20 protein-coding genes are annotated in these 22573 nt (G+C 53.9%); 6 read left to right on the top strand and 14 right to left on the bottom strand.

Going from position 1 to position 22573, the window contains the following annotated elements; genetic code table 11:
- The 4 genes from nuoC to lrhA form a co-directional block, all read right to left on the bottom strand.
- Positions 1-1803, bottom strand: a complete 1803-nt coding sequence (gene nuoC, locus HVX72_RS06895; protein WP_082636826.1) for an NADH-quinone oxidoreductase subunit C/D — start codon at positions 1801-1803, stop codon at positions 1-3.
- Positions 1804-1929: 126 nt separating this feature from the next.
- A complete protein-coding gene (gene nuoB, locus HVX72_RS06890; RefSeq protein WP_003028075.1) occupies positions 1930-2592 on the bottom strand; it encodes an NADH-quinone oxidoreductase subunit NuoB in 663 nt (220 codons plus the stop codon).
- Between the two features lie 15 nt (positions 2593-2607).
- Entirely contained in the window at positions 2608-3051 is a 444-nt protein-coding gene (nuoA, locus tag HVX72_RS06885; RefSeq protein ID WP_042317806.1) for an NADH-quinone oxidoreductase subunit NuoA, read from the bottom strand.
- Positions 3052-3678: 627 nt separating this feature from the next.
- Positions 3679-4617, bottom strand: a complete 939-nt coding sequence (lrhA, locus tag HVX72_RS06880; protein WP_042290686.1) for a transcriptional regulator LrhA — start codon at positions 4615-4617, stop codon at positions 3679-3681.
- A gap of 926 nt (positions 4618-5543) precedes the next feature.
- Here lrhA and alaA point away from each other — a divergent pair.
- Positions 5544-6761: an alanine transaminase AlaA gene (gene alaA, locus HVX72_RS06875; protein ID WP_042290688.1), complete on the top strand. Its 1218-nt coding sequence runs from the start codon at positions 5544-5546 to the stop codon at positions 6759-6761.
- A 101-nt stretch (positions 6762-6862) separates the two neighbouring features.
- Entirely contained in the window at positions 6863-7462 is a 600-nt protein-coding gene (gene yfbR, locus HVX72_RS06870; RefSeq protein ID WP_042290691.1) for a 5'-deoxynucleotidase, read from the top strand.
- 53 nt (positions 7463-7515) lie between these two features.
- On the opposite strand, the gene HVX72_RS06865 is transcribed toward yfbR, so the two are convergent.
- The 4 genes from HVX72_RS06865 to yfbV form a co-directional block, all read right to left on the bottom strand.
- A complete protein-coding gene (locus HVX72_RS06865; RefSeq protein ID WP_181822828.1) occupies positions 7516-9348 on the bottom strand; it encodes an SLC13 family permease in 1833 nt (610 codons plus the stop codon).
- A gap of 76 nt (positions 9349-9424) precedes the next feature.
- Positions 9425-10084, bottom strand: a complete 660-nt coding sequence (locus HVX72_RS06860) for a sugar phosphatase (protein WP_042290696.1) — start codon at positions 10082-10084, stop codon at positions 9425-9427.
- Positions 10085-10094: 10 nt separating this feature from the next.
- Positions 10095-10589, bottom strand: a complete 495-nt coding sequence (locus HVX72_RS06855) for a YfbU family protein (protein ID WP_042290698.1) — start codon at positions 10587-10589, stop codon at positions 10095-10097.
- A gap of 92 nt (positions 10590-10681) precedes the next feature.
- A complete protein-coding gene (gene yfbV / locus HVX72_RS06850) occupies positions 10682-11137 on the bottom strand; it encodes a terminus macrodomain insulation protein YfbV (RefSeq protein ID WP_042290699.1) in 456 nt (151 codons plus the stop codon).
- A 339-nt stretch (positions 11138-11476) separates the two neighbouring features.
- Between yfbV and ackA the strand changes: the two genes are divergently transcribed.
- The 3 genes from ackA to yfcC all read left to right on the top strand — a co-directional run bounded on the left by ackA (position 11477) and on the right by yfcC (position 16629).
- Positions 11477-12679: an acetate kinase gene (gene ackA, locus HVX72_RS06845; protein ID WP_042290701.1), complete on the top strand. Its 1203-nt coding sequence runs from the start codon at positions 11477-11479 to the stop codon at positions 12677-12679.
- A gap of 78 nt (positions 12680-12757) precedes the next feature.
- The gene (gene pta, locus HVX72_RS06840; protein ID WP_042290703.1) at positions 12758-14899 is read left to right on the top strand and encodes a phosphate acetyltransferase; all 2142 of its coding nucleotides are present in this window, start codon (positions 12758-12760) and stop codon (positions 14897-14899) included.
- A gap of 203 nt (positions 14900-15102) precedes the next feature.
- The gene (yfcC, locus tag HVX72_RS06835; protein WP_060570106.1) at positions 15103-16629 is read left to right on the top strand and encodes a putative basic amino acid antiporter YfcC; all 1527 of its coding nucleotides are present in this window, start codon (positions 15103-15105) and stop codon (positions 16627-16629) included.
- Between the two features lie 49 nt (positions 16630-16678).
- On the opposite strand, the gene HVX72_RS06830 is transcribed toward yfcC, so the two are convergent.
- The 5 genes from HVX72_RS06830 to HVX72_RS06810 form a co-directional block, all read right to left on the bottom strand.
- Positions 16679-17632, bottom strand: a complete 954-nt coding sequence (locus HVX72_RS06830; RefSeq protein ID WP_181822827.1) for a transketolase family protein — start codon at positions 17630-17632, stop codon at positions 16679-16681.
- Positions 17625-18455, bottom strand: a complete 831-nt coding sequence (locus tag HVX72_RS06825) for a transketolase (RefSeq protein ID WP_181822826.1) — start codon at positions 18453-18455, stop codon at positions 17625-17627. The genes HVX72_RS06830 and HVX72_RS06825 overlap by 8 nt, the downstream gene beginning before the upstream one ends.
- Complete coding sequence (locus tag HVX72_RS06820; RefSeq protein ID WP_042290708.1) at positions 18452-19843, bottom strand: PTS ascorbate transporter subunit IIC; 1392 nt, start codon at positions 19841-19843, stop codon at positions 18452-18454. The genes HVX72_RS06825 and HVX72_RS06820 overlap by 4 nt, the downstream gene beginning before the upstream one ends.
- A gap of 68 nt (positions 19844-19911) precedes the next feature.
- Complete coding sequence (locus HVX72_RS06815; RefSeq protein WP_042290710.1) at positions 19912-20184, bottom strand: PTS sugar transporter subunit IIB; 273 nt, start codon at positions 20182-20184, stop codon at positions 19912-19914.
- Positions 20185-20264: 80 nt separating this feature from the next.
- Entirely contained in the window at positions 20265-20708 is a 444-nt protein-coding gene (locus HVX72_RS06810; protein WP_181822825.1) for a PTS sugar transporter subunit IIA, read from the bottom strand.
- A gap of 249 nt (positions 20709-20957) precedes the next feature.
- Between HVX72_RS06810 and HVX72_RS06805 the strand changes: the two genes are divergently transcribed.
- Positions 20958-21977: a LacI family DNA-binding transcriptional regulator gene (locus HVX72_RS06805; protein WP_181822824.1), complete on the top strand. Its 1020-nt coding sequence runs from the start codon at positions 20958-20960 to the stop codon at positions 21975-21977.
- 4 nt (positions 21978-21981) lie between these two features.
- On the opposite strand, the gene yfcD is transcribed toward HVX72_RS06805, so the two are convergent.
- The gene (gene yfcD / locus HVX72_RS06800; RefSeq protein WP_042290714.1) at positions 21982-22560 is read right to left on the bottom strand and encodes an NUDIX hydrolase YfcD; all 579 of its coding nucleotides are present in this window, start codon (positions 22558-22560) and stop codon (positions 21982-21984) included.
- Positions 22561-22573 lie beyond the last annotated feature (13 nt).

Here is a 22573-nt window from a genome sequence, read left to right as displayed (position 1 = left end):
TTAGCGGTCCACATCTGACATAACAAAATCGATACTACCCAGATGGACGATCAGGTCGGACACCAGGCTGCCGCGCACCGCCACCGGGATCTGCTGCAGGTGCGCATAGCTCGGGGTACGGATACGGGTACGATAGCTCATGGTGCTGCCATCGCTGGTCAGGTAATAACTGTTAATACCTTTGGTCGCTTCGATCATCTGGAAAGATTCATTCGCTGGCATGACCGGCCCCCAGGACACCTGCAGGAAGTGGGTGATCAGGGTTTCGATATGCTGCAGCGTGCGCTCTTTCGGCGGCGGCGTTGTCAGCGGATGATCCGCTTTGAACGGGCCTTCCGGCATGTTATTGAGACACTGCTCAAGGATACGCAGGCTCTGGCGCAACTCTTCCACTTTCAGCATTACGCGGGTATAGCAGTCGGAGACCCCGCCGCCCACCGGCACTTCAAAGTCGAAGTTTTCATAGCCAGAGTACGGACGCGCTTTACGCACATCGAAATCGATACCGGTGGCGCGCAGGGCAGCGCCCGTACAGCCCCAGTCCAGCGCCTCTTTCGCCCCATAGGCGGCAACGCCCTGGGAACGGCCTTTCAGAATGGTGTTACGCAGCGCGGCTTTTTCGTACGAGGCCAGGCGCTTCGGCATCCAGTCAAGGAATTCACGCAGCAGTTTTTCCCACCCGCGCGGCAGATCGTGCGCAACGCCGCCGATGCGGAACCACGCCGGATGCATGCGGTAACCGGTGATCGCTTCAACCACGTCATAGATTTTCTGACGATCGGTAAAGGCAAAGAAGACCGGCGTCATTGCGCCGACGTCCTGAATAAACGTCGAGATATACAGCAGATGGCTGTTAATGCGGAACAGCTCTGAGAGCATCACACGGATCACATTGACGCGATCCGGCACGGTGATGCCCGCCAGTTTTTCTACCGCCAGCACGTAAGGCATTTCGTTGACGCAGCCGCCGAGGTATTCGATACGGTCGGTATACGGAATGTAGCTGTGCCAGGACTGGCGTTCGCCCATTTTTTCAGCGCCACGGTGGTGGTAGCCGATGTCCGGCACGCAGTCGACGATCTCTTCACCGTCGAGTTGCAGAACGATACGGAAAGCACCGTGAGAAGACGGGTGGTTTGGACCGAGGTTGAGGAACATGAAGTCCTCGTTTTCGGTACCACGCTGCATGCCCCAGTCTTCCGGTTTGAAGGTCAGCGCTTCCATCTCCAGATCCTGTTTCGCTTTGGTCAGCTCAAACGGATCGAATTCGGTGGCGCGCGCCGGGTAATCTTTACGCAGCGGGTGCCCTTGCCAGGTCGGCGGCATCAGCAGACGTGTCAGGTGTGGGTGACCGTCAAACTCAATACCAAACATGTCCCAGGTTTCACGCTCGTACCAGTTCGCGTTCGGGAACACTTTGGTAAATGTCGGCACGTGCAGGTCGTTTTCAGACAAGGCCACCTTGAGCATGATGTCGCGGTTGCGTTCAATGGAAATCAGGTGGTAGAAAACGGAAAAATCCGCGGCGGGTAACCCTTCGCGGTGCGTGCGCAGACGTTCGTCCATGCCGTGTAAGTCAAACAGCATGACGTAAGGTTTCGGCAGTTTCTTTAAGAAATCGCCCACTTCCAGTAATTGTTCACGCTTGATCCAAACAACGGGTACCCCGGTGCGAGTCGCCTGAACGGTAAAGGCATCCGGCCCAAAACGGTTGCGCAGTTCGCCAATGACCGGGTCATCAAGGTGGTCCCGGGTCTGCCATACGGCGTCTTGCGCGGTTAAGTCGGTCATATTGTTCACCATTGCAAATGGTCCGTGGTGACTGTCGACAGAGCTTCGCGCGATTTATCCACTCATCTTTCAGACCTGAACGATTTTGTGTCTATCTAATAATTAGCGAAGTCATACGCTGCTGCCGACAGGCGCAAATTAAATCTCGTCTGGTGTACGCAGATTGGTTACTGCAATGCGTTCGCCGCGCTTACGCTCGCGCTCTGACTGCATGTTGGCGCGATAAACGCCCTGATCGCCCACCACCCAGGAGAGCGGACGGCGCTCTTTGCCGATCGAATCCTGTAACAGCATTAACGCCTGCATGTACGCTTCCGGACGAGGCGGGCAACCCGGGATGTAAACATCCACAGGGATAAATTTGTCGACCCCCTGCACAACCGAATAAATATCGTACATACCGCCGGAGTTAGCGCATGCGCCCATGGAGATCACCCATTTCGGCTCCAGCATCTGGTCATAAAGGCGCTGAATCACCGGCGCCATTTTGGTAAAGCAGGTGCCTGCCACTACCATCAGGTCAGCCTGACGCGGCGACGCACGCAATACTTCCGCGCCAAAACGCGCCACGTCATGCACGGCGGTAAACGAGGTCACCATTTCAACGTAGCAGCAGGAAAGGCCGAAGTTGTACGGCCAAATAGAGTTTTTACGCCCCCAGTTAACCATGTCATGCAGTTTGCCCATGAACACGTTTTTGTTGACTTCTTGCTCCAGGGGGTCGGTTACGATCTCCTGTTTTTGCAGGGGGTAACGGTCATTCTCACCGTTAGGATCTATGCGGGTGAGCGTATAATCCATCTTAATGCCTCGCGGTTAGCGTTGACGATTAGCGATACTGTTCGTTTCCGGGTTCATACGCTCGCGGCGTGAACGCGCGGGCGTCCAGTCCAGCGCGCCAATACGCACCAGATAAACCAGACCTGCCAGTAACACAAAAATAAAAATTGCGGCTTCCACAAAGCCAACCCAGCCGCTTTCGCGAATAGAAGTTGACCATGCGAACAGATACAGCGCTTCAACGTCGAAGATAACGAAGAACATGGCCACCAGATAAAACTTGGCGGACAGGCGTAAGCGGGCGGTGCCGACCGAGTCGATACCTGATTCAAACGGGGTGTTTTTTGACCTCGCGCGTGCGCGACCGCCTAAAAACCAACCGCCGATGAGCATCAGGCAGCACAGGCCAATGGCAACAATAAGAAAGATAGCGAATGCCCAGTGATGAGCGATGACTTCAGTGGATGTTGACATACTCATTGCTTACTCATCAAAAGTAGCGCCAAATTCTCTGCTCTTATCGGCAGATGAACGCCACATCGATTCATGGGGAGGAATAAAAAAAACCTTACAATCACTGTAGAAAATCGTTTTACACAGCCAATTGATGGGGTTTTTTACTCCTTTCTATAACCTTTTGTCAACTTTAACAAAAGTTTCCTCACATTAATTTACATGACCACAACAACCTTAACATTTAATGCGTTTTAGCGCCGTGTCGATCGACTCACTGCCTAAAATCGCGGTTGTTGAATCGTGTCCGTAGTGAGGTAAAGGAAAAAAGCGCGCCTATTTTGACAGGAATTAGGGCAAATGCCTTCCCCTAAAAGGGAGTATTTTCTTGATCTGTGACACGCTTTTGTTAATTCACCATAAAAAACAGCAACAATTTCTCGCTTTTTTTAACATGCAAAAACAGCGGTTCGGTTTTAGCGTGTTTTTTGCGCAATGGTTAAGCGTGATTTCTACTCGCTGATTTTTGAGGAATTTTGCCCTTTTTCTCCTGCCCGTTAACGATATTAGTACAAAAAAAGAACCACTGGATGTTTTTTCATCATCAGTGGCTCTTTTTTACAAACACAATTTTTAACCGATGAACGCAAAGCGTTACTCGAAGTCCCCTTCGACCAGCACCGAGTCATCTCCCCCTTCCGGGGTAATCGAACTGTATTGCCAGGGATTTTGCCAGGAATCCATCGCCTGAAAGATAACCTGCGCCAGCTCATTCTGACTGGCCGGATCGCGACAGAGCAGATACTCGGTGTCGGGCAGCGGCGGTAAACCGTCCACGGCGCCAAGTACACGCAGATCCGGGCTCATCATTTCAACCGGACGCGCCGTTACGCCAAGACCGGCCTTCACCGCCGCGCGAACCGCCGGCAGCGTAGAGGCCACATAAGCCAGACGCCAGGGAATGTTCGCGGCGTTCAGGGTCTTTAGCACCACGTCGCGAAAAGGGCTGGGATCGTCCAGTAGCACCAGCGGTACCGGTTCGCCTTTTTGCAACACATATTCCGCCGCGCAATACCAGTGGGTAGGTGAAGTGCGTAACGTCAGAAAGTCCACAGAAGTGGGACGATTGGTGGTCACGATCAGATCGACTTCCTGCGATTGCAGCATGTCGACGACATAGGCATTACGCTTCACCCTGACATCCAGCGCTAATTTCGGATAAACCGAACTAATGCGATTCAGAAGAAAAGGCAGAATGGTGTCGGCAGATTCATCAGAGGCGCCGATTGTTAATACCCCCTGAAGATTGCTGAACATCAAAGATGAGCACGCCTCATCGTTGAAACGTAAGATTTTCCGGGCATAACCCAGAAGCTGAATGCCGTGTTCCGTCAACAGTTTGTTACGACCGTGACGAGCGAAAAGTTCTTTCCCTACGAGTTGCTCAAGACGCTGCATTTGCTGGCTCACCGCCGACTGCGTACGACACACCGCAGCAGCTGCTGCTGCAAAAGTGTTCAGATCGGCAACAGCAACAAATGTTCTCAGCAGATCGAGGTCGAGGTTAATTATCGGACGATTTGCGTTTATCATAATTTTTCACTTACTGGCGGCTCATTTTGAGCTCGTTAATGCTGTGCATACAAAAACAAGCAATTCCTTTTGTAATGCGCTTCCTTAGCAGGATATCCCGATGTAACAGGGTGAAAGTAAATATGTATATCATGTGACGGGTGAAATGCTACTCCCTTTCTTCAGTAATAATACCTGACGCAATTTCTCAGGATATTTCATCAAGAACGGCCTCACCTATTAAGTGAACGCGGATTTCTACCCGAGCTGATGCCAAAATGGTAAGAACAAGAAAAGAGCCGAGCATACATCAACGAGAAATAAGCATATATGGCAGTAAGTTAGCCACATTTATCCGTCCTGAATATTAGCAAATAATGCGGACCGCACGTCATTCGTCCCTTGTATCTTAACCTAAAACCACTTTATTTATAAGCCTTAATGCGAATAATCTGATGCAAAGATTTGTTAGGTTCGGCAAACTACCTCATTAATAATAACGCGTTACGTAAAGCCTTTTTAAATATTAAATAATAATTAATATGAATTGGAGGCAATCATAAACCTTGCTTAACATTAGTTTTACAGCTAACGGTATCACCCGCTGGCCATAAACACGCTTCAGGATTAATCGTTCACTATTTACGAATTATGCAAATAACAGAGACGCAACGTTTTTCCTCTTCACGCCGTCGCGTTATTTTTCAAACAACAGAATCAGCCCCATTAACGCCAACAATTTAGCTTATAAAACCACATACAAATAAAAATTCAGAATATAAAACCACACAAACAGTTAATTTCAGTCATTAACAGTAGATTATCACTTCACAATTTTGCAAAATCTTCTTCTGCAAAGCCTTCAAAACGCACCGCTGGGGGAGTACATTGTTTCAAGCTGACTTCCACGGCAGGGAGTGGCGATAACAGCTTAAAGGTCAAGATTCATGTCCCCCATAGAAAAATCCAGCAAATTAGATAATGTCTGTTACGACATCCGCGGTCCGGTTCTGAAAGAAGCGAAACGTCTTGAAGAAGAAGGCAATAAGGTTCTTAAACTGAACATTGGCAACCCCGCCCCTTTTGGTTTTGACGCGCCCGATGAAATTCTGGTCGACGTGATCCGCAATTTGCCTACCGCACAGGGCTATTCCGACTCGAAAGGCCTTTACTCCGCGCGTAAAGCCATCATGCAGCATTATCAGGCGCGCGGGATGCGTGACGTTACTGTTGAAGATATCTACATCGGTAACGGCGTCTCTGAATTGATTGTTCAGGCGATGCAGGCGCTGTTGAATAGCGGGGATGAAATGCTGGTGCCCGCGCCGGATTATCCGCTGTGGACGGCGGCGGTCGCGCTCTCCGGCGGTAACGCCGTGCATTATCTTTGTGATGAATCTTCTGACTGGTTCCCGGATCTTGACGACATCCGCGCGAAAATCACCCCGCGCACCCGAGGCATCGTCATCATTAACCCAAACAACCCCACCGGCGCTGTCTATTCGAAAGCGTTGTTGATGGAGATCGTCGAGATCGCCCGCCAGAACAACCTGATCATTTTTGCCGATGAGATCTACGACAAAATTCTCTATGACGATGCAGAGCATCACTCCATTGCCGCCATGGCGCCGGATCTGCTGACTGTCACCTTTAACGGCCTGTCCAAAACCTACCGCGTTGCCGGTTTCCGTCAGGGCTGGATGGTGCTCAACGGGCCGAAAAAGCACGCTAAAGGGTACATTGAAGGACTGGAAATGCTGGCCTCGATGCGTCTTTGCGCCAACGTTCCGGCCCAGCACGCCATTCAAACCGCGCTGGGCGGTTATCAGAGCATCAGCGAATTTATCATGCCCGGAGGTCGTCTTTATGAGCAGCGCAACCGCGCATGGGAACTGATCAACGACATTCCAGGCGTCTCCTGCGTGAAGCCGCGCGGCGCGCTGTACATGTTCCCGAAAATCGACGCAAAACGTTTCAATATTCATGACGACCAAAAAATGGTGCTCGATTTCCTGCTGCAGGAAAAAGTGCTGCTGGTGCAGGGGACCGCATTTAACTGGCCGTGGCCGGATCACGTGCGTATTGTCACCCTGCCGCGCATCGATGACATCGAAATGTCGCTAAATAAATTTGCCCGCTTCCTGTCAGGTTATCACCAGCTGTAATCTGCCCCGGGCCGGATGCAATGCCTCGTTGAAGAGTATTTGCATCCGCCCCCTTTCTCTGCACACAATGACGTTCAGGTTGTTAACTCGAAAAGGTCGCTATGAAGCAGAGTCATTTTTTTGCCCACCTCTCCCGCCTCAAACTTATTAACCGCTGGCCTTTGATGCGCAATGTGCGTACGGAAAACGTCTCTGAGCACAGTCTACAGGTCGCGATGGTGGCGCATGCGCTGGCGGCGATCAAAAATCGCAAATTTGCCGGTCAGGTGAATGCCGAACGTATTGCGCTGCTGGCGATGTACCATGATGCGTCAGAGGTACTCACTGGCGATCTGCCGACGCCGGTTAAATATTTCAACTCGCAGATTGCGCAGGAATATAAAGCCATTGAAAAAATTGCCCAGCAGAAACTGGTGGATATGGTGCCCGACGAATTGCGGGATATCTTCGCGCCGCTGATTGACGAACACGCTTACAGCGATGAAGAAAAATCGATAGTTAAGCAGGCCGACGCCCTTTGCGCCTACCTGAAATGTCTGGAAGAACTGTCGGCGGGAAATAATGAGTTTCTGCTGGCGAAAACGCGGCTGGAAAAAACGCTTGCGTCCCGTCGCAGCCCGGAAATGGATTATTTTATGGCGGTCTTCGTGCCGAGTTTCCATTTGTCGCTGGATGAGATCAGTCAGGATTCACCGTTGTAAGGTTTGCCGGATGGCGCGGTTATTGACCGCCATCCGGCATGACGGGCTTGCCGTTAAAACGGGAACAGCATGGGGATCATCACCACGCACACCGCCATAACGATAACGGTAAACGGTACGCCAAGCTTCACGAAATCGCTGAAGCTATAGTTCCCCGGTCCTAACACCAGCGTGTTGACCGGCGAAGAGACCGGCGTCATAAACGCCGCGGATGCCGCCATCGCCACCACCATCGCAAACGGATAGGGTGATACGCCCATTGATTTCGCCGCTGCCAGCGCGATAGGCGCCATCAGCACCGCGGTTGCCGTATTCGAGATAAACAGGCCAATGGTGGCGCACAGCACAAACAAGCAGCCCAACATCATATACGGCCCGTAGCCGCCGCCCACGTCCATCAATCCTTTCACCACCAGATCGACGCCGCCGGTTTTTTGCAGCGCCAGCGCGAAAGGCATCATGCCGACAATCAGGATAATGCTTGGCCAGTGAATCGCTTTATAGGCGCTTTCGGCGTCAATACAGCGAAATTTGCCCATCAGCAGACAGGCGATAATCGCCGCGATGGGGTTCGGGATTTCATCGGTCAGCATCAGTGCGACCATCAGCACCAGACAGAAAATAGCGTGCGGCGCCTGGCTGTGCGCGGGCGATGCTTCGCTCACCTCTTCCGGCAGGTTCAGCGCCACAAAGTCTCGTCCCTGCTTTGCCAGCATCCCGATCAGTTTCCAGTTACCGACCACCAGAATAATGTCGCCCATCAGCAGCGGTTCGTCGACCAGCGATCCTTCGATTGCCACGCCGTCACGCTTCAGGCCAACCACGTTCAGCCCATAGCGAGTACGAAAGCCGATCTCTCGTACCGACTTGCCGATCAGCTCCGATTCTGGAATCAGCGAGATCTCCGCCATGCCAACGTCCAGCGCCTGATCGGAGAAATATTCGCCGCGCAGCACCATCGGCTCCAGAAGTTGTTCACTACAGAACTCCCGCAGATCGACATCGGCGGCGGACATATCAATTAACAAAACGTCACGCGCACGAAATTCAGATACCCCATTGACGTTGACGATCACCCGGCGAAAACGCCGCCAACGCTCGACGCCAATCACGTTAGCGCCGTAGCGTTCGCACAGTTTGAGATCGTCAAGGCGCTGACCAATCATCGGCGACCCGGGGCGGATCGCCAGCCGGCGCGCTCGCCCGGTCAGACGGTACTCTTTGATCAGATCGCGGAAGGTGCGGCGTTTCCAGCCATCACGCTGCTGCGCCTGTGGATCGCCTTTCAGCATGAAGCGCATCAGCAGCATATAGAAAATACCCAGCACCAGGACCACCAGCCCAATGGGGGTGACGCTGAAAAAACTGAATCCGCTAAACCCTTCACGCAGAAGTTCGCTGTTCACCACCAGGTTTGGCGGCGTCGCCACCAGCGTCATCATGCCGCTGATAAGCCCGGCAAAACTGAGCGGCATCATCAGGCGCGACGGCGAGGTTTGCATACGCATGGAGACGCTTAACACCACCGGGATAAAAATGGCAACCACTCCGGTGGAACTCATAAAGGCGCCCAGCCCGGCCACGGTCAGCATCAATAACACCAGCATTTTGATTTCGCTGCTGCCAGCCATTTTAACCAGCCAGGTGCCCATAACAGTGGCGACGCCGGTACGCACCAGCCCATCGCCGATAATAAACAGCGCGGCAATCAACACCACGTTCGGATCGCTAAAGCCAGAAAAGGCTTCGCTGAGGGTCAGCGTTCCACTCAGAACAAACGCCACGATGACCAGCAAAGCAACCGCGTCCATACGCACTCTGCCCGTCGCAAATAACACTACGGCAATAGCCAGTAATGAAAGAACCCAAATCAATTCACCGTTCACAACCTATCCTTGTCAGATGAGAAGATGGCATGATTCTGCCATAAAAAAGCCCCGACAAGCCGGGGCGAAATCATGATCAGGTATTGCTGAGTACAACCACATTGCCCTTCGGCTGTTTCGTCACCGAAAGCTGCTCGAGGCTGGTCAGCGCAAAATCGACGTCCGCCAGACGTGGGGTGTCTGCCGGAGCATTAACGGCGATAACATGGCAGCCAGCCGCTAAGCCCGATAACACGCCCGCAGGCGCGTCTTCCACCACCGCACATTCATGGGGCGCCAGGCCCAACAGCTGCGCGCCCAGCAGATAAGCGTCCGGTTCCGGCTTGCCGCGTTTGACGCGCTCGGCGGTCACAAAAACCTCCGGTGCGGGGAGCCCTGCCACCTGATGGCGGGCGCGGGCAACGGGCATAGAGCCAGAGGTGACAATCGCCCACGGGATCCCGGATTTATTCAGATGGTTGAGCAAGGCAATCGCCCCCGGCAGCGCAGTGATACCGGCCGTTTCCGTGGCTTCAATTTGCTCCAGACGCGTAAACTCAGCGGCGATTTCCGCTTCAGGCTTACCTGCCATAAAATGACGCAGCGAGGTAATCGCCTGCTTGCCATGAATAAAACCGAGCACCTCATCGTGCGCCAGGCCAAAACGATCGGCCCAGTTACACCATGCTCGCTCGACGGCGGGGAGTGAATCGACCAGCGTTCCATCCAGATCAAACAGAAAGCCTTTACACTGCACGTGTACCTCCTCAGGCGTTGATAATTTGGTTAATTTCGTTGGCGCTCAGGTGGTATTGACGCGGGCAGGCGTGCCATGCGCTCAGCATGCGCTGGTACTTCTCCCACATGGGGGTTTGCGCGTTGAAGCCGTGCGTGCCGGCGTCAAAATGGGTATAGCGTCCTTCGACATTGACCATAAAACGAACATAGCCGAGGTAACGCGCCTCTGTGGCGGCGTCGAAGCCGAGGAAGGTCACGCGACGTTCGTCGATGCTTTGCGCATCTTTCAGGTTAGCCCAGGAAACATGCAGCGCGTGGTACATCTCCATGATGTCGATCACCGTGCGGCAGGTCTCTTCTTTAAGCTCGCCAAACTCGCGATCCAGTTCGCGCATTTGCAGGCCATAGCCGCGTTCAATAATGGTTTGCAGGCGACGATAACGCTCGGCGTTGGTCGGGTCGAGCATGGTCATCATTTTGTACTGGTTAGACAAAATAAGACGTTGAGCGTTGGTCATTTCCATTTGGGACTCCTGTATCACTCTACTGCGGTGAAAAAAGTGAAAAAAAAGAAGGCATCAATATGCCTTCTTTTATATGCGTAATCCGGGGTCAATTACAAATCATCAAGGAAAGTTTTATCCAGTTGTTTGAAGGCGCGCTTAAGCGTGTCAGCCAGCGCCTGGTAGTCCGGCTTGCCTTCAACCGGGGCCAGCGCCTGTCCGGCTTCCTGTAATTTGCCCCTGACTTCGTAAAACCAGTTCAAAATTGTAGGCGGTAGCGGCGTAACGGAACGTTTACCCAGCCACCACAGCCCCTGCATGGGTAAACTGAGCGCGAACAGCGCGGTGGCGACGGCCGGTCCCAATTGACCGCCGAGGGCGATTTGCCAGCACAGGGTAAAAACGGCAATCGGCGGCATAAAGCGGATGGCGTAGCGGGTCATCCGAATAACGCGATTCTCCACAAAGACGGGCGCAAGGCGCTTTTCCATCGGCCACGTCTTCGAGTAGTGCTGCCCCCGGCGAAAAAGGCTGAAAAAATTTACGGAGCGGTGATCCGGCGTCGACATGGCTTACCTCAACTTCACATATAAAAATTCAAAAAATTGTGCAAAACAACAACTATGAGGGACAACGTTCAAAACATTTTGTCATTGCTACCCACTATCAGGTATCCTGTAGCGGCCTGTCATTGGCCTGTAGTCCAAAAGTATTGAGTCGTCAAATTGACATATAGTATGCCATTGGCTGAAAAATACGCAAAATGGCATAGACTCATAGGTATTTCTTCCATCATGCCAAAAAAGACAACTGCGCATGATGTTAATCATAAATGTCAGCGTCACACTGCGCTACGCTCTATGGCTCCCTGACGTTTTTTTAGCCACGTATCAATAATAGGTACTTCCATGTCGAGTAAGTTAGTACTGGTTCTGAACTGCGGTAGCTCCTCACTGAAATTTGCAATCATCGATGCAGTTAATGGTGAAGAATACCTTTCTGGTTTAGCCGAATGTTTCCATCTTCCAGAAGCCCGTATCAAATGGAAAATGGACGGCAGTAAACAAGAAGCGGCTTTAGGCGCAGGCGCCGCTCACAGTGAAGCGCTGAACTTTATCGTTAATACTATTCTGGCACAAAAACCAGAACTGTCTGCGCAGTTGACTGCAATCGGTCACCGTATCGTACACGGCGGCGAGAAGTACACCAGCTCCGTCGTTATTGATGACTCCGTGATTCAGGGTATCAAAGATTCCGCCTCTTTTGCACCGCTGCATAACCCGGCCCACCTGATCGGTATCGCCGAAGCACTGAAATCCTTCCCGCAGCTGAAAGACAAGAACGTCGCCGTGTTTGACACCGCGTTCCACCAAACGATGCCGGAAGAATCTTACCTGTATGCCCTGCCGTACAGCCTGTACAAAGAACACGGCGTTCGTCGTTATGGCGCACACGGCACCAGCCACTTCTTCGTAACTCAGGAAGCGGCAAAAATGCTGAACAAGCCGGTTGAAGAACTGAACATCATCACCTGCCACCTGGGCAACGGCGGTTCCGTTTCCGCTATCCGTAACGGCAAGTGCGTTGATACCTCTATGGGTCTGACTCCGCTGGAAGGTCTGGTGATGGGTACCCGTTCCGGCGATATCGATCCGGCGATTATCTTCCACCTGCACGACACCCTGGGCATGAGCGTTGACCAGATCAACAAGATGCTGACCAAAGAGTCCGGCCTGCTGGGTCTGACCGAAGTGACCAGCGATTGCCGTTATGTCGAAGACAACTACGCGACCAAAGAAGACGCTAAGCGCGCGATGGACGTTTACTGCCACCGCCTGGCGAAATACATCGGCTCCTACACCGCGCTGATGGAAGGTCGTCTGGACGCTGTCGTCTTCACCGGGGGCATTGGTGAAAACGCCGCGATGGTTCGCGAACTGTCTCTGGGCAAACTGGGCGTGCTGGGCTTTGAAGTCGATCACGAACGTAACCTGGCCGCACGCTTCGGTAAATCTGGCTTCATCAACAAAGAAGGCACCCGTCCTGCAGTGGTGATCCCAACCAACGAAGAACTGGTTATCGCGCAAGACGCGAGCCGTCTGACTGCCTGATACCACACCGCCAGCCACCATGCTGGCGGTGCTGTTTTGTCACCCGCCGATGTCGGCGGTAACGAAAGAGGATAAATCGTGTCCCGAATTATTATGCTGATCCCTACCGGAACCAGCGTCGGCCTGACCAGCGTCAGCCTCGGCGTCATCCGTGCTATGGAACGCAAAGGCGTTCGTCTGAGCGTCTTTAAGCCCATCGCTCAGCCGCGTGCTGGCGGCGATGCGCCAGACCAGACCACCACTATCGTTCGCGCGAACTCCAATCTGCCAGCGGCTGAACCGTTGAAGATGAGCCACGTTGAATCTCTGCTGTCCAGCAATCAGAAAGATGTGCTGATGGAAGAGATCATCGCGAACTACCACGCGAACACCAAAGACGCGGAAGTCGTGCTGGTTGAAGGTCTGGTTCCGACCCGTAAACACCAGTTCGCGCAGTCTCTGAACTACGAAATCGCAAAAACGCTGAACGCGGAAATCGTTTTCGTCATGTCTCAGGGTACCGACACCCCGGAACAGCTGAACGAGCGTATCGAACTGACGCGCAGCAGCTTCGGCGGCGCTAAAAACACCAACATCACGGGCGTTATCGTTAATAAACTGAACGCGCCGGTGGATGAACAGGGCCGTACCCGTCCGGACCTGTCCGAGATTTTTGACGACTCGTCAAAAGCGCAGGTGATCAAAGTTGATCCGGCTAAACTGCAAGAATCCAGCCCGCTGCCGGTTCTTGGCGCGGTGCCGTGGAGCTTTGATCTGATCGCCACCCGTGCGATCGACATGGCGCGTCACCTGAACGCGACAATCGTTAACGAAGGCGATATCAACACCCGTCGCGTGAAATCTGTGACCTTCTGCGCGCGCAGCATTCCGCACATGCTGGAGCACTTCCGCGCCGGTTCTCTGCTGGTCACATCCGCAGACCGCCCTGACGTGCTGGTTGCCGCCTGCCTGGCCGCGATGAACGGCGTGGAAATCGGCGCCCTGCTGCTGACCGGCGGCTACGAAATGGACGCGCGCATTTCTAAACTGTGCGAGCGCGCATTTGCGACCGGCCTGCCGGTATTCATGGTGAACACCAACACCTGGCAGACCTCCCTGAGCCTGCAGAGCTTCAACCTGGAAGTGCCGGTTGACGATCACGAGCGCATCGAGAAAGTTCAGGAGTACGTGGCTAACTACATCAACGCTGACTGGATTGACTCTCTGACCGCGACCTCCGAGCGTAGCCGCCGTCTGTCTCCGCCGGCGTTCCGCTATCAGCTGACCGAACTGGCGCGTAAAGCCGGTAAGCGTGTGGTCCTGCCGGAAGGCGACGAGCCGCGTACCGTGAAAGCGGCGGCGATCTGCGCTGAACGCGGTATCGCAACCTGCGTACTGTTAGGTAACCCGGATGAAATCAACCGCGTTGCCGCTTCTCAGGGCGTTGAGTTGGGTGCCGGCATTGAAATCGTTGACCCGGAAGTGGTTCGCGAAAGCTATGTCGCTCGTCTGGTCGAACTGCGTAAGAGCAAAGGCATGACCGAAACCGTTGCCCGCGAACAGCTGGAAGACAACGTGGTGCTCGGTACGCTGATGCTGGAGCAGGATGAAGTTGACGGTCTGGTGTCCGGTGCGGTTCACACCACCGCGAACACTATCCGTCCGCCTCTGCAGCTGATCAAAACCGCACCGGGTAGCTCCCTGGTTTCTTCCGTGTTCTTTATGCTGCTGCCGGAACAGGTATATGTTTACGGCGACTGCGCGATCAACCCGGATCCGACCGCTGAGCAACTGGCTGAGATCGCCATTCAGTCCGCTGAATCGGCAATTGCTTTCGGTATCGAACCGCGCGTGGCGATGCTCTCCTACTCTACCGGTACCTCTGGTGCAGGTAGCGACGTAGAGAAAGTCCGTGAAGCAACCCGCATTGCGCAGGAAAAACGTCCTGACCTGATGATCGACGGTCCGCTGCAGTACGACGCGGCGGTAATGGCTGACGTGGCGAAATCCAAAGCGCCGAACTCCCCGGTTGCCGGTCGCGCTACCGTGTTTATCTTCCCGGATCTGAACACGGGTAACACCACCTACAAAGCGGTACAGCGTTCAGCCGACCTGATCTCCATCGGGCCGATGCTGCAGGGTATGCGCAAGCCGGTGAACGACCTGTCTCGTGGCGCGCTGGTAGACGATATCGTCTACACTATCGCACTGACCGCGATTCAGTCTTCCCAGCAGGGCTAATCGTTTTCCCCCTCTCGCCACTTAAGCGAGTAAGGGGGTTAATACCGTCCGGATGTGCAAGCATCCGGATTTTTTTTGCCTAAAAATCCCCCACTGTGCGGTAGCAAATTCTGAAACCGGCATAAAAAACGCGCTTACAAATTGCATTTATATTCATCAAAATGCATACTTATTCCATTAAAACGCTACATGGAAGGTATGCTATGTCCTCGGTTTCATCCTCTCACCCCACGCAACGCAGAAAATTCGCTATGCCCGATACGCTGGTGATCATTTTTTTCGTGGCGATTTTTACCAGCCTCCTGACTTGGCTGATCCCAGCCGGGCAATTTGACACGCAGAAAATTCACTATCAGGTGGAAGGCGTTGAGAAAAGCCGCCAGGTTGTCGATCCTGCGTCGTTTCGCATCGTGACCGACGCGTCAGGTGAAGCGCAGTATAACCGGGTGCAGTTCTTCTCGACCGGCGACGCCGGAGCGGGACTCATGAACTTTCCCTTTGAAGGGCTCACGGCAGGCGATAAATACGGTTCCGCCATTGGTATTATCATGTTTATGCTGGTGATTGGCGGCGCTTTTGGCATCGTCATGCGCACAGGCACCATCGATAACGGTATCCTCGCGCTAATTAACCGGACCAAAGGCAATGAAATCCTGTTCATACCGGTGCTGTTTATGCTCTTTTCCCTCGGTGGCGCAGTGTTCGGTATGGGAGAAGAGGCGGTCGCCTTCGCTATTATCATCGCCCCGCTGATGGTTTGCTTAGGGTATGACAGTATTACCACGGTACTGGTGACCTATGTCGCAACCCAGGTCGGCTTCGCCACGTCATGGATGAACCCGTTCAGCGTGGTCATTGCGCAGGGGATTGCCGGTGTTCCCGTACTTTCCGGCTCGGGGCTGCGCATTATCATCTGGCTGCTGGCGACACTGCTGGCGATGGCCTTCACGCTGCTTTACGCGTCACGGATCCGTAAATCGCCGGAGCGCTCTGCCTGCTGGCAGTCTGACCGTTTTTTCCGCGAACAGCAGCAGCAGATTACACAGCGCAAGCTGGGCGCGGGAGACTGGCTGGTATTAGCGATCCTAACCGCCGCTATCGGCTGGGTGATATGGGGCGTTATCGTCCACGCCTGGTTTATTCCTGAAATCGCCAGTCAGTTCTTCACGATGGGCATCGTTATCGGCCTGATCGGCGTGGTGTTTCGTCTGAACGGCATGACGCTAAACGATATGGCGAACGCCTTCACCGAAGGGGCGAAAATCATGATTGCCCCCGCGCTGCTGGTCGGCTTCGCCAAAGGCATTATGCTGTTGCTGGGTAACGGCGACGCCAGCACGCCGAGCGTGTTGAATACTCTCCTCAACGCCATCGCTGGCGGCATTGGCGAGCTGCACACCGCGGTCGCCGCCTGGTTTATGCTGCTGTTCCAGACGCTGTTCAACTTCTTCGTCACCTCAGGTTCAGGCCAGGCGGCGCTGACCATGCCGCTGATGGCTCCGCTCAGCGATCTGGTCGGCGTTAATCGCCAGGTGGCCGTGCTGGCGTTTCAGTTAGGCGACGGGTTCAGCAATATTATTTATCCTACCTCGGCATCGTTAATGGCGACGCTTGGCGTTTGCCGGGTCGATTTCCGCAGTTGGATTAAGCCCGCGCTGGCCCTGGCTGGTCTGCTGTTTGCCTTCTCCAGCGTGCTGGTGGTTGGTGCGCAGATCATGGGCTACCAGTAAGGAAACATGCCGGATGGCGCTGTCGTCATCCGGCATCAACCTCACGCCATCACAGCAGTGATTTTGCAGCTTCGACAATCGCGGCGGCAGTCAGCCCGTATTCCTCCTGCAAAAAATCCTGCGTGCCAACCTGGCCGTAACGTTCTTTTACGCCGACCCGACGCATGGGCACCGGACAGGTTTCCACCAGCACTTCCGCCACCGCCGACCCCAGTCCGTTGTGAATACTGTGGTTCTCGCAGGTCACGATGCGTCCCGTTTTCTCGGCGTAGTTTTTCACCAGCATCCGATCGATAGGTTTCAGGGTGAACATGTCGATCACCGCGGCGCTGACCCCGTTTCTCTCCAGCTGCCGCGCCGCCTCCAGCGCTTCGGCCACCATGATTCCGTTAGCAATCAGGGTGATATCATTACCTTCCCGCAGCACGTTGCCTTTACCGATGGTAAACGTCGAGCCGGACGCGTAGATACTCGGCGCCTGTTTACGAATGGTGCGGACCCAGTAGAATCCCTCAAGGTCGATGAGCTGACGCAGGATATCCTCAAACATCACCGCATCCGTCACCTCCAGCACAATGGCGTGCGCCAGTCCACGCACGATCCCCATATCTTCAAACGACATGTGCGTACCGCCGTTATGACAGGCGGTGACGCCCGCATCCGAGGCGATCACCTTGACGTTATTTCGCTGGTAGTCCAGCGACATAAACAGTTGATCGAAACAGCGGCGGCTGGCAAACGCGGTGAAGGTATGCACGAACGGCTTGCGCCCGGTTAACGCCAATCCCGCGGCGGTGCCAATCACGTTAGCTTCCATAATGCCGCAGTTAATCACATGCTGCGGGTAATCACGGGCTACGCCATCCATCGCCATTGAACTCATCAGGTCTGCTTCCAGCGCGATGATCGGGCTGCCGTCTTTTATCTGCCGGGCCACGAATCCGGCGTATACCTTGCGCATCTCCACGCGATCTTTTTGTCCTGCGGGCGCGAGATTAATCATGCGTGACCTCCAGTTGGCGAATGGCGTTATTCAGGGTTTGCGTCATGTCCTCTGTCAGGCGCAGGTGATGAGAATTGCTCAACTGTTCAAGACATGGCACCCCTTGCCCTTTAATGCTGTCAAGAATGATTACCCGTGGGCGGGCCTGCGCCTCGGGAACTGGCTGGACGGCAGCCAGTAGCGCCGGTATATCATCGCCCTTCACCGTGATGGTATCGAAGCCAAACGCGCGGAATTTTGCATCAAGGCTGAACGGGCGAATAATTTCATCTAACTCGCCGTCCAGTTGCTGCTTATTCCAGTCAACAAACACCGTCAGGTTGTTGAGGCAATGATGAGCAATAAACTGAAACGCTTCCCAGCACTGTCCTTCGTTCAGCTCACCGTCGCCGACAATACAGAAGACCCGGTTCGGACGCTGCGCCAACTTATGCGAGAGCGCCATTCCGGCGGCGATGGAGATCCCCTGCCCCAACGATCCCGTGGTCACGTCCACGCCACGGGTTTTCAGCCGATCCGGATGACTGGGCAGCCGGGTGCCGTTCTGATTCAGCGTGTTCAACTCGTCGATCGGGAAATAGCCTTTGATCGCCAGCGTGCTGTAAAGCGCCGGTCCCGCGTGCCCTTTCGAGAGAACAAAGTTATCGCGTTCCGGCCAGTCCGGATCGGCCGGATCGATTTTCATTACCGCGCCGTACAGTACCGCGAGGGTTTCCACCACCGACATACTGCCGCCATAGTGGCCGAAGCCCAGATGGGTGAGTGATTTCAGGGTAGCAACGCGAATATCCCGCGCCAACTGCGTCACTTCTTTTACATTCATGGTTTGGCTCCGTTATTTTCCGCTGAGTGACCTGTCGCCGTCTTGTTCTTTGCGAACAGATTCCAGAGGACCAGTACAACAAACAGCCCGACCACCAGCCCGGTTATCGCCAGGGGCGACAGGTAGCGGGCCAGGTTACCGAGCACAATGCCAATCGCGCCAAAGTCGGCATCCGAGAAGGTGGTGTTGGCAAAGCCGATGGCGCCGAGTACCGGCAAGAGCAGCACCGGGAGGAAGGTAATCAACAGACCGTTGGCGAACGCGCCGAGCATAGCGCCACGACGGCCGCCGGTGGCATTACCGAACACCCCCGCCGTCGCTCCCGTGAAGAAGTGCGGCACGACGCCTGGCAATATCAGCACCAGCTTCATTTGCCCGAGCAGAAACAGCCCCACCAGCCCACCGAGGAAGCTAAACAAAAAGCCGATCAGCACAGCGTTGGGGGCATAGGGATACACCACCGGGCAATCCAGCGCCGGACGCGCGTTGGGCACCAGTTTTTCAGAGAAGCCGGTGAACGCCGGAACAATTTCCGCAAGGATGAGGCGAACCCCTTGCAGGATAATGAACACCCCGGCGGCAAAGGTAATCGCCATGATGATGGCGTAGACCAGATAGTTCTGCCCGCCGCTGAAGGTGCTTTCCACATACTCCCGACCGGCGCTAACCGCCATGATCAGATAGATGATCATCATGGTCAGCGAAATGGAGATCGAACTGTCGCGCAGGAAGCTTAAATTCTTCGGCAGATTCATTTCTTCGGTCGAACGGGAGCCTTTACCGCACACGCTGCCGATCCAGCCTGACAGCACATACCCCAGGGTACCGAAGTGACCAAAGGCAATGTCATCGCTACCCGTGATGCGTTTCATGTAGCGTTGCGCCAATGCCGGGAAGAAGGCCATCACCAACCCGAGGATCAGCGAACCGGTAAAGACCAGCCCCGCTCCCTCAAAACCGGCGACGGTCAGGATCACGCCGATCATACAGGCCATGTAAAAGGTGTGGTGCCCGGTTAAAAATATGTATTTCAGCCGCGTAAAGCGCGCGACAATAATATTCGCCACCATTCCGAACGCCATAATCAGTGCGGTAGCGGCACCGTATTTTTCCAGCGCAATCGAGACAATCGCTTCATTATTCGGAATAATCCCCTGGATAGTAAAAGCGTGTTCAAACATACCGCCTAACGGATTTAACGAGCCGACCAGAACGGTAGCCCCGCCGCCAAGAACAATAAACCCCAGAATTGTTTTAATGGTTCCCTTTACGACATCCGAAAAGGCTTTCTTTTGCGCCACCAGGCCAATAAGCGCAATTAAGCCGACCAGTACGGAAGGCACTTTAAGAATATCAACAACAAAATTCAGCGTTTCAAGGATAAACATAGCCACCTCGATGCATATTTGCGGTCACGCTGTGGTGAGACAGCGCGAAGGATTGGGTGCAGACAGAATTATTGTTTATCGAACCATGCCCGTAGCTGTGTTTCGAGTTCATTGATATCGATAATGTTATTGATTACCACCAGTTGCGCCTCGGGCACGCTGGCGCTGGCGGCAATATCTTTCGCCATCACAAAGAGATCGGCGGCGCCCGGCGTCGCCGAGGAGAGATCGGAATGTTCCACCTCAGCGTCAATATTGAGTTTTTTGAGCACCTTTTTAATATTCATTTCGACCATAAAACTGCTGCCCAGGCCGGAGCCACAAATAGCCATAATTTTCATTGTTATTACCTTTTTTAAGTAGAGTTTGTTCGCATCACGCGCAGGCGTAATGTTTCATCAATACAGGGGCATGCGTAAAATTAATAACGTGAAATTATTTTTTTAATCTCCTCCAGGGTGGCTGCCTGATGTAATTTCGCCAGATCGTCATCGTTTGAAAATAATTCAGCCAGGGCCGAAATCGTTTCGATATGGCTGTGTTTATCCGCTGCGGCTAATAAAATAATAATATCAACCGGATCATTTTCTCCTGCGCCAAACGACACGCCGTCCGTCAGCTTCAGTAGCGATAAGCCGATAGCCTTTGCGCCTTCCTCCGGGCGGGCATGCGGCATCGCCAGCCCGGGCGCCAGCACATAATACGGCCCCAGCTTCTGATGTTGTGCGACGATAGCGCTAACATAATCAGGCGTAATGACGCCCGCCTTCAGGAGCGGCCCGGCGCAAATCCCAAGCGCTTCCCGCCAGTCGCTCACCTGCTCACGCAGTTGAATCGTGTTATCCGTTAACCAGGTTTCAAGCACGATCGTCCCTCTCTCTTGGCTTAACATGAGCAAACTTTATTCAACCCCAACCACCTTATCTGCGATCGCAATCACAAAGATAGCGCTATCAAACGCTATCGTTCAGATATGTGATAGCGCTATCAAAAACAGATTGCTGTGTGAAATCAGAGCAAACAAGGACAATTAAGGCGTATACTGCGCTAAACGTGACGCAAAGAACGATCATAAAAAAGCGTCTCAACTGGTTGTAATTGCGCAGGAATTTGTATGTCTCTAACCCGAAAACGGCGTAGTACCGGTAAAGTGACCATCGCCGATGTCGCACAGCTTGCGGGTGTCGGCACCATGACCGTCTCGCGTGCCTTGCGCACGCCGGAGCAGGTTTCCGATAAACTGCGGGAGAAAATCGACGCGGCTGTCCACGAGCTGGGATATATGCCGAATCTCGCCGCCAGCGCGCTGGCGTCAGCATCGTCACGTACCATTGCGATGGTGGTGCCAAATCTTGCCGAAGCAGGATGTTCAGAAATGTTTGCCGGATTGCAGCATGTTCTGCAACCCGCCGGATACCAGATCATGCTGGCGGAATCCCGTCACCGTCTTGAGCAGGAAGAAAAATTGCTGGAAACGCTGCTGGCTTCCAATATCGCCGCGGCGATATTGCTCAGCGTCGAGCACAGCGACACCGTCCGACACTGGCTAAAGAACGCGTCGATTCCGGTCATGGAGATTGGCGCGATCCGTACCGATCCCATTGATATGAATATCGGGATTGATAACGTGGCCGCCATGTTTGAGCTGACGGAGATGCTGATTCAACGTGGCTACCAGAACATTGGCCTGCTGTGTGCGAATCAGGAACAGTGGATCTTTCAACAGCATTTGCAGGGCTGGTATAAAGCGATGCTGCGCCATCATATGTCGCCCAACCGGGTGATTAACGCCGCCCTGCCGCCCAATTTTTCCACCGGGGCTTCGCAACTGCCGGAGTTTATCCTGGCATGGCCGGAACTGGATGCGCTGGTCTGCGTGTCGGATGAACTGGCCTGCGGCGTCCTGTATGAATGCCAGCGCCGACGGATTAAAGTCCCTGACGACCTGGCGGTTGTGGGGTTTGGCGACAGCGACGTCAGCCGGGTCTGTCAGCCTCCGCTGACCACGATGGCGGTTCCGCACCGCAAAATCGGTCTTGAGGCCGGACGGGCCTTACTGGAAAGAATTCAGGATGGAAACTGGCGCGATCAACAGCCGATCGCCTCCAGTTTATGTCTGCGGGACAGTTGCTGAGGCGTTATTCCGCCTCTTCCTGTTTTTCTTGCTGTTCTTCTTGCTGCCGCTCACCTTTTGCAGACTCGTTTTTGGCGTTGCGGGTCATCCACAGCGCCAGCGCTTTTAGCGAGTCCGGGGTGAATTCGTCACAGCGGGCGGTAATTTCCTCCGGCGTCAGCCAGCATACTTCGCTGACCTCTTCCTCCTGCAAGGCGAAGGGGCCATGCGATACGCAGCTAAACAGCGCGCCCCAGACGCGGCAATGCTCATCTTCAAAGTAGAACTGACCGTGTTCAGCGAACGGAACGCCCGCAATGCCCAGTTCCTCCTCCGCTTCGCGGCGGGCAGAGTCTAACAGTTGTTCGTCTGCCTGAACGACGCCACCGGCCGTGGCGTCTAACATGCCAGGTAAAAAGTCCTTTGTCTCGGTACGACGCTGCACCAGAATTTTGCCCATCCCATCGTGTACCACGATATAGGTTGCACGATGACGCAGGCACTGCGCTCGCATCTGTTCCCGGCTGGATTGTGCGATGACTTCGTTGTCTTCATTCACAATATCCACCCATTCCGTACTTGCCAAACGACGCTGTTCCACCATCAGGAAACCTTCT

Origin of the sequence: Citrobacter sp. RHB21-C05, from assembly GCF_013889015.1 — a bacterium.
GTDB lineage: Bacteria > Pseudomonadota > Gammaproteobacteria > Enterobacterales > Enterobacteriaceae > Citrobacter_A > Citrobacter_A sedlakii.
This window is presented reverse-complemented; position numbering and strand designations above follow the sequence as displayed.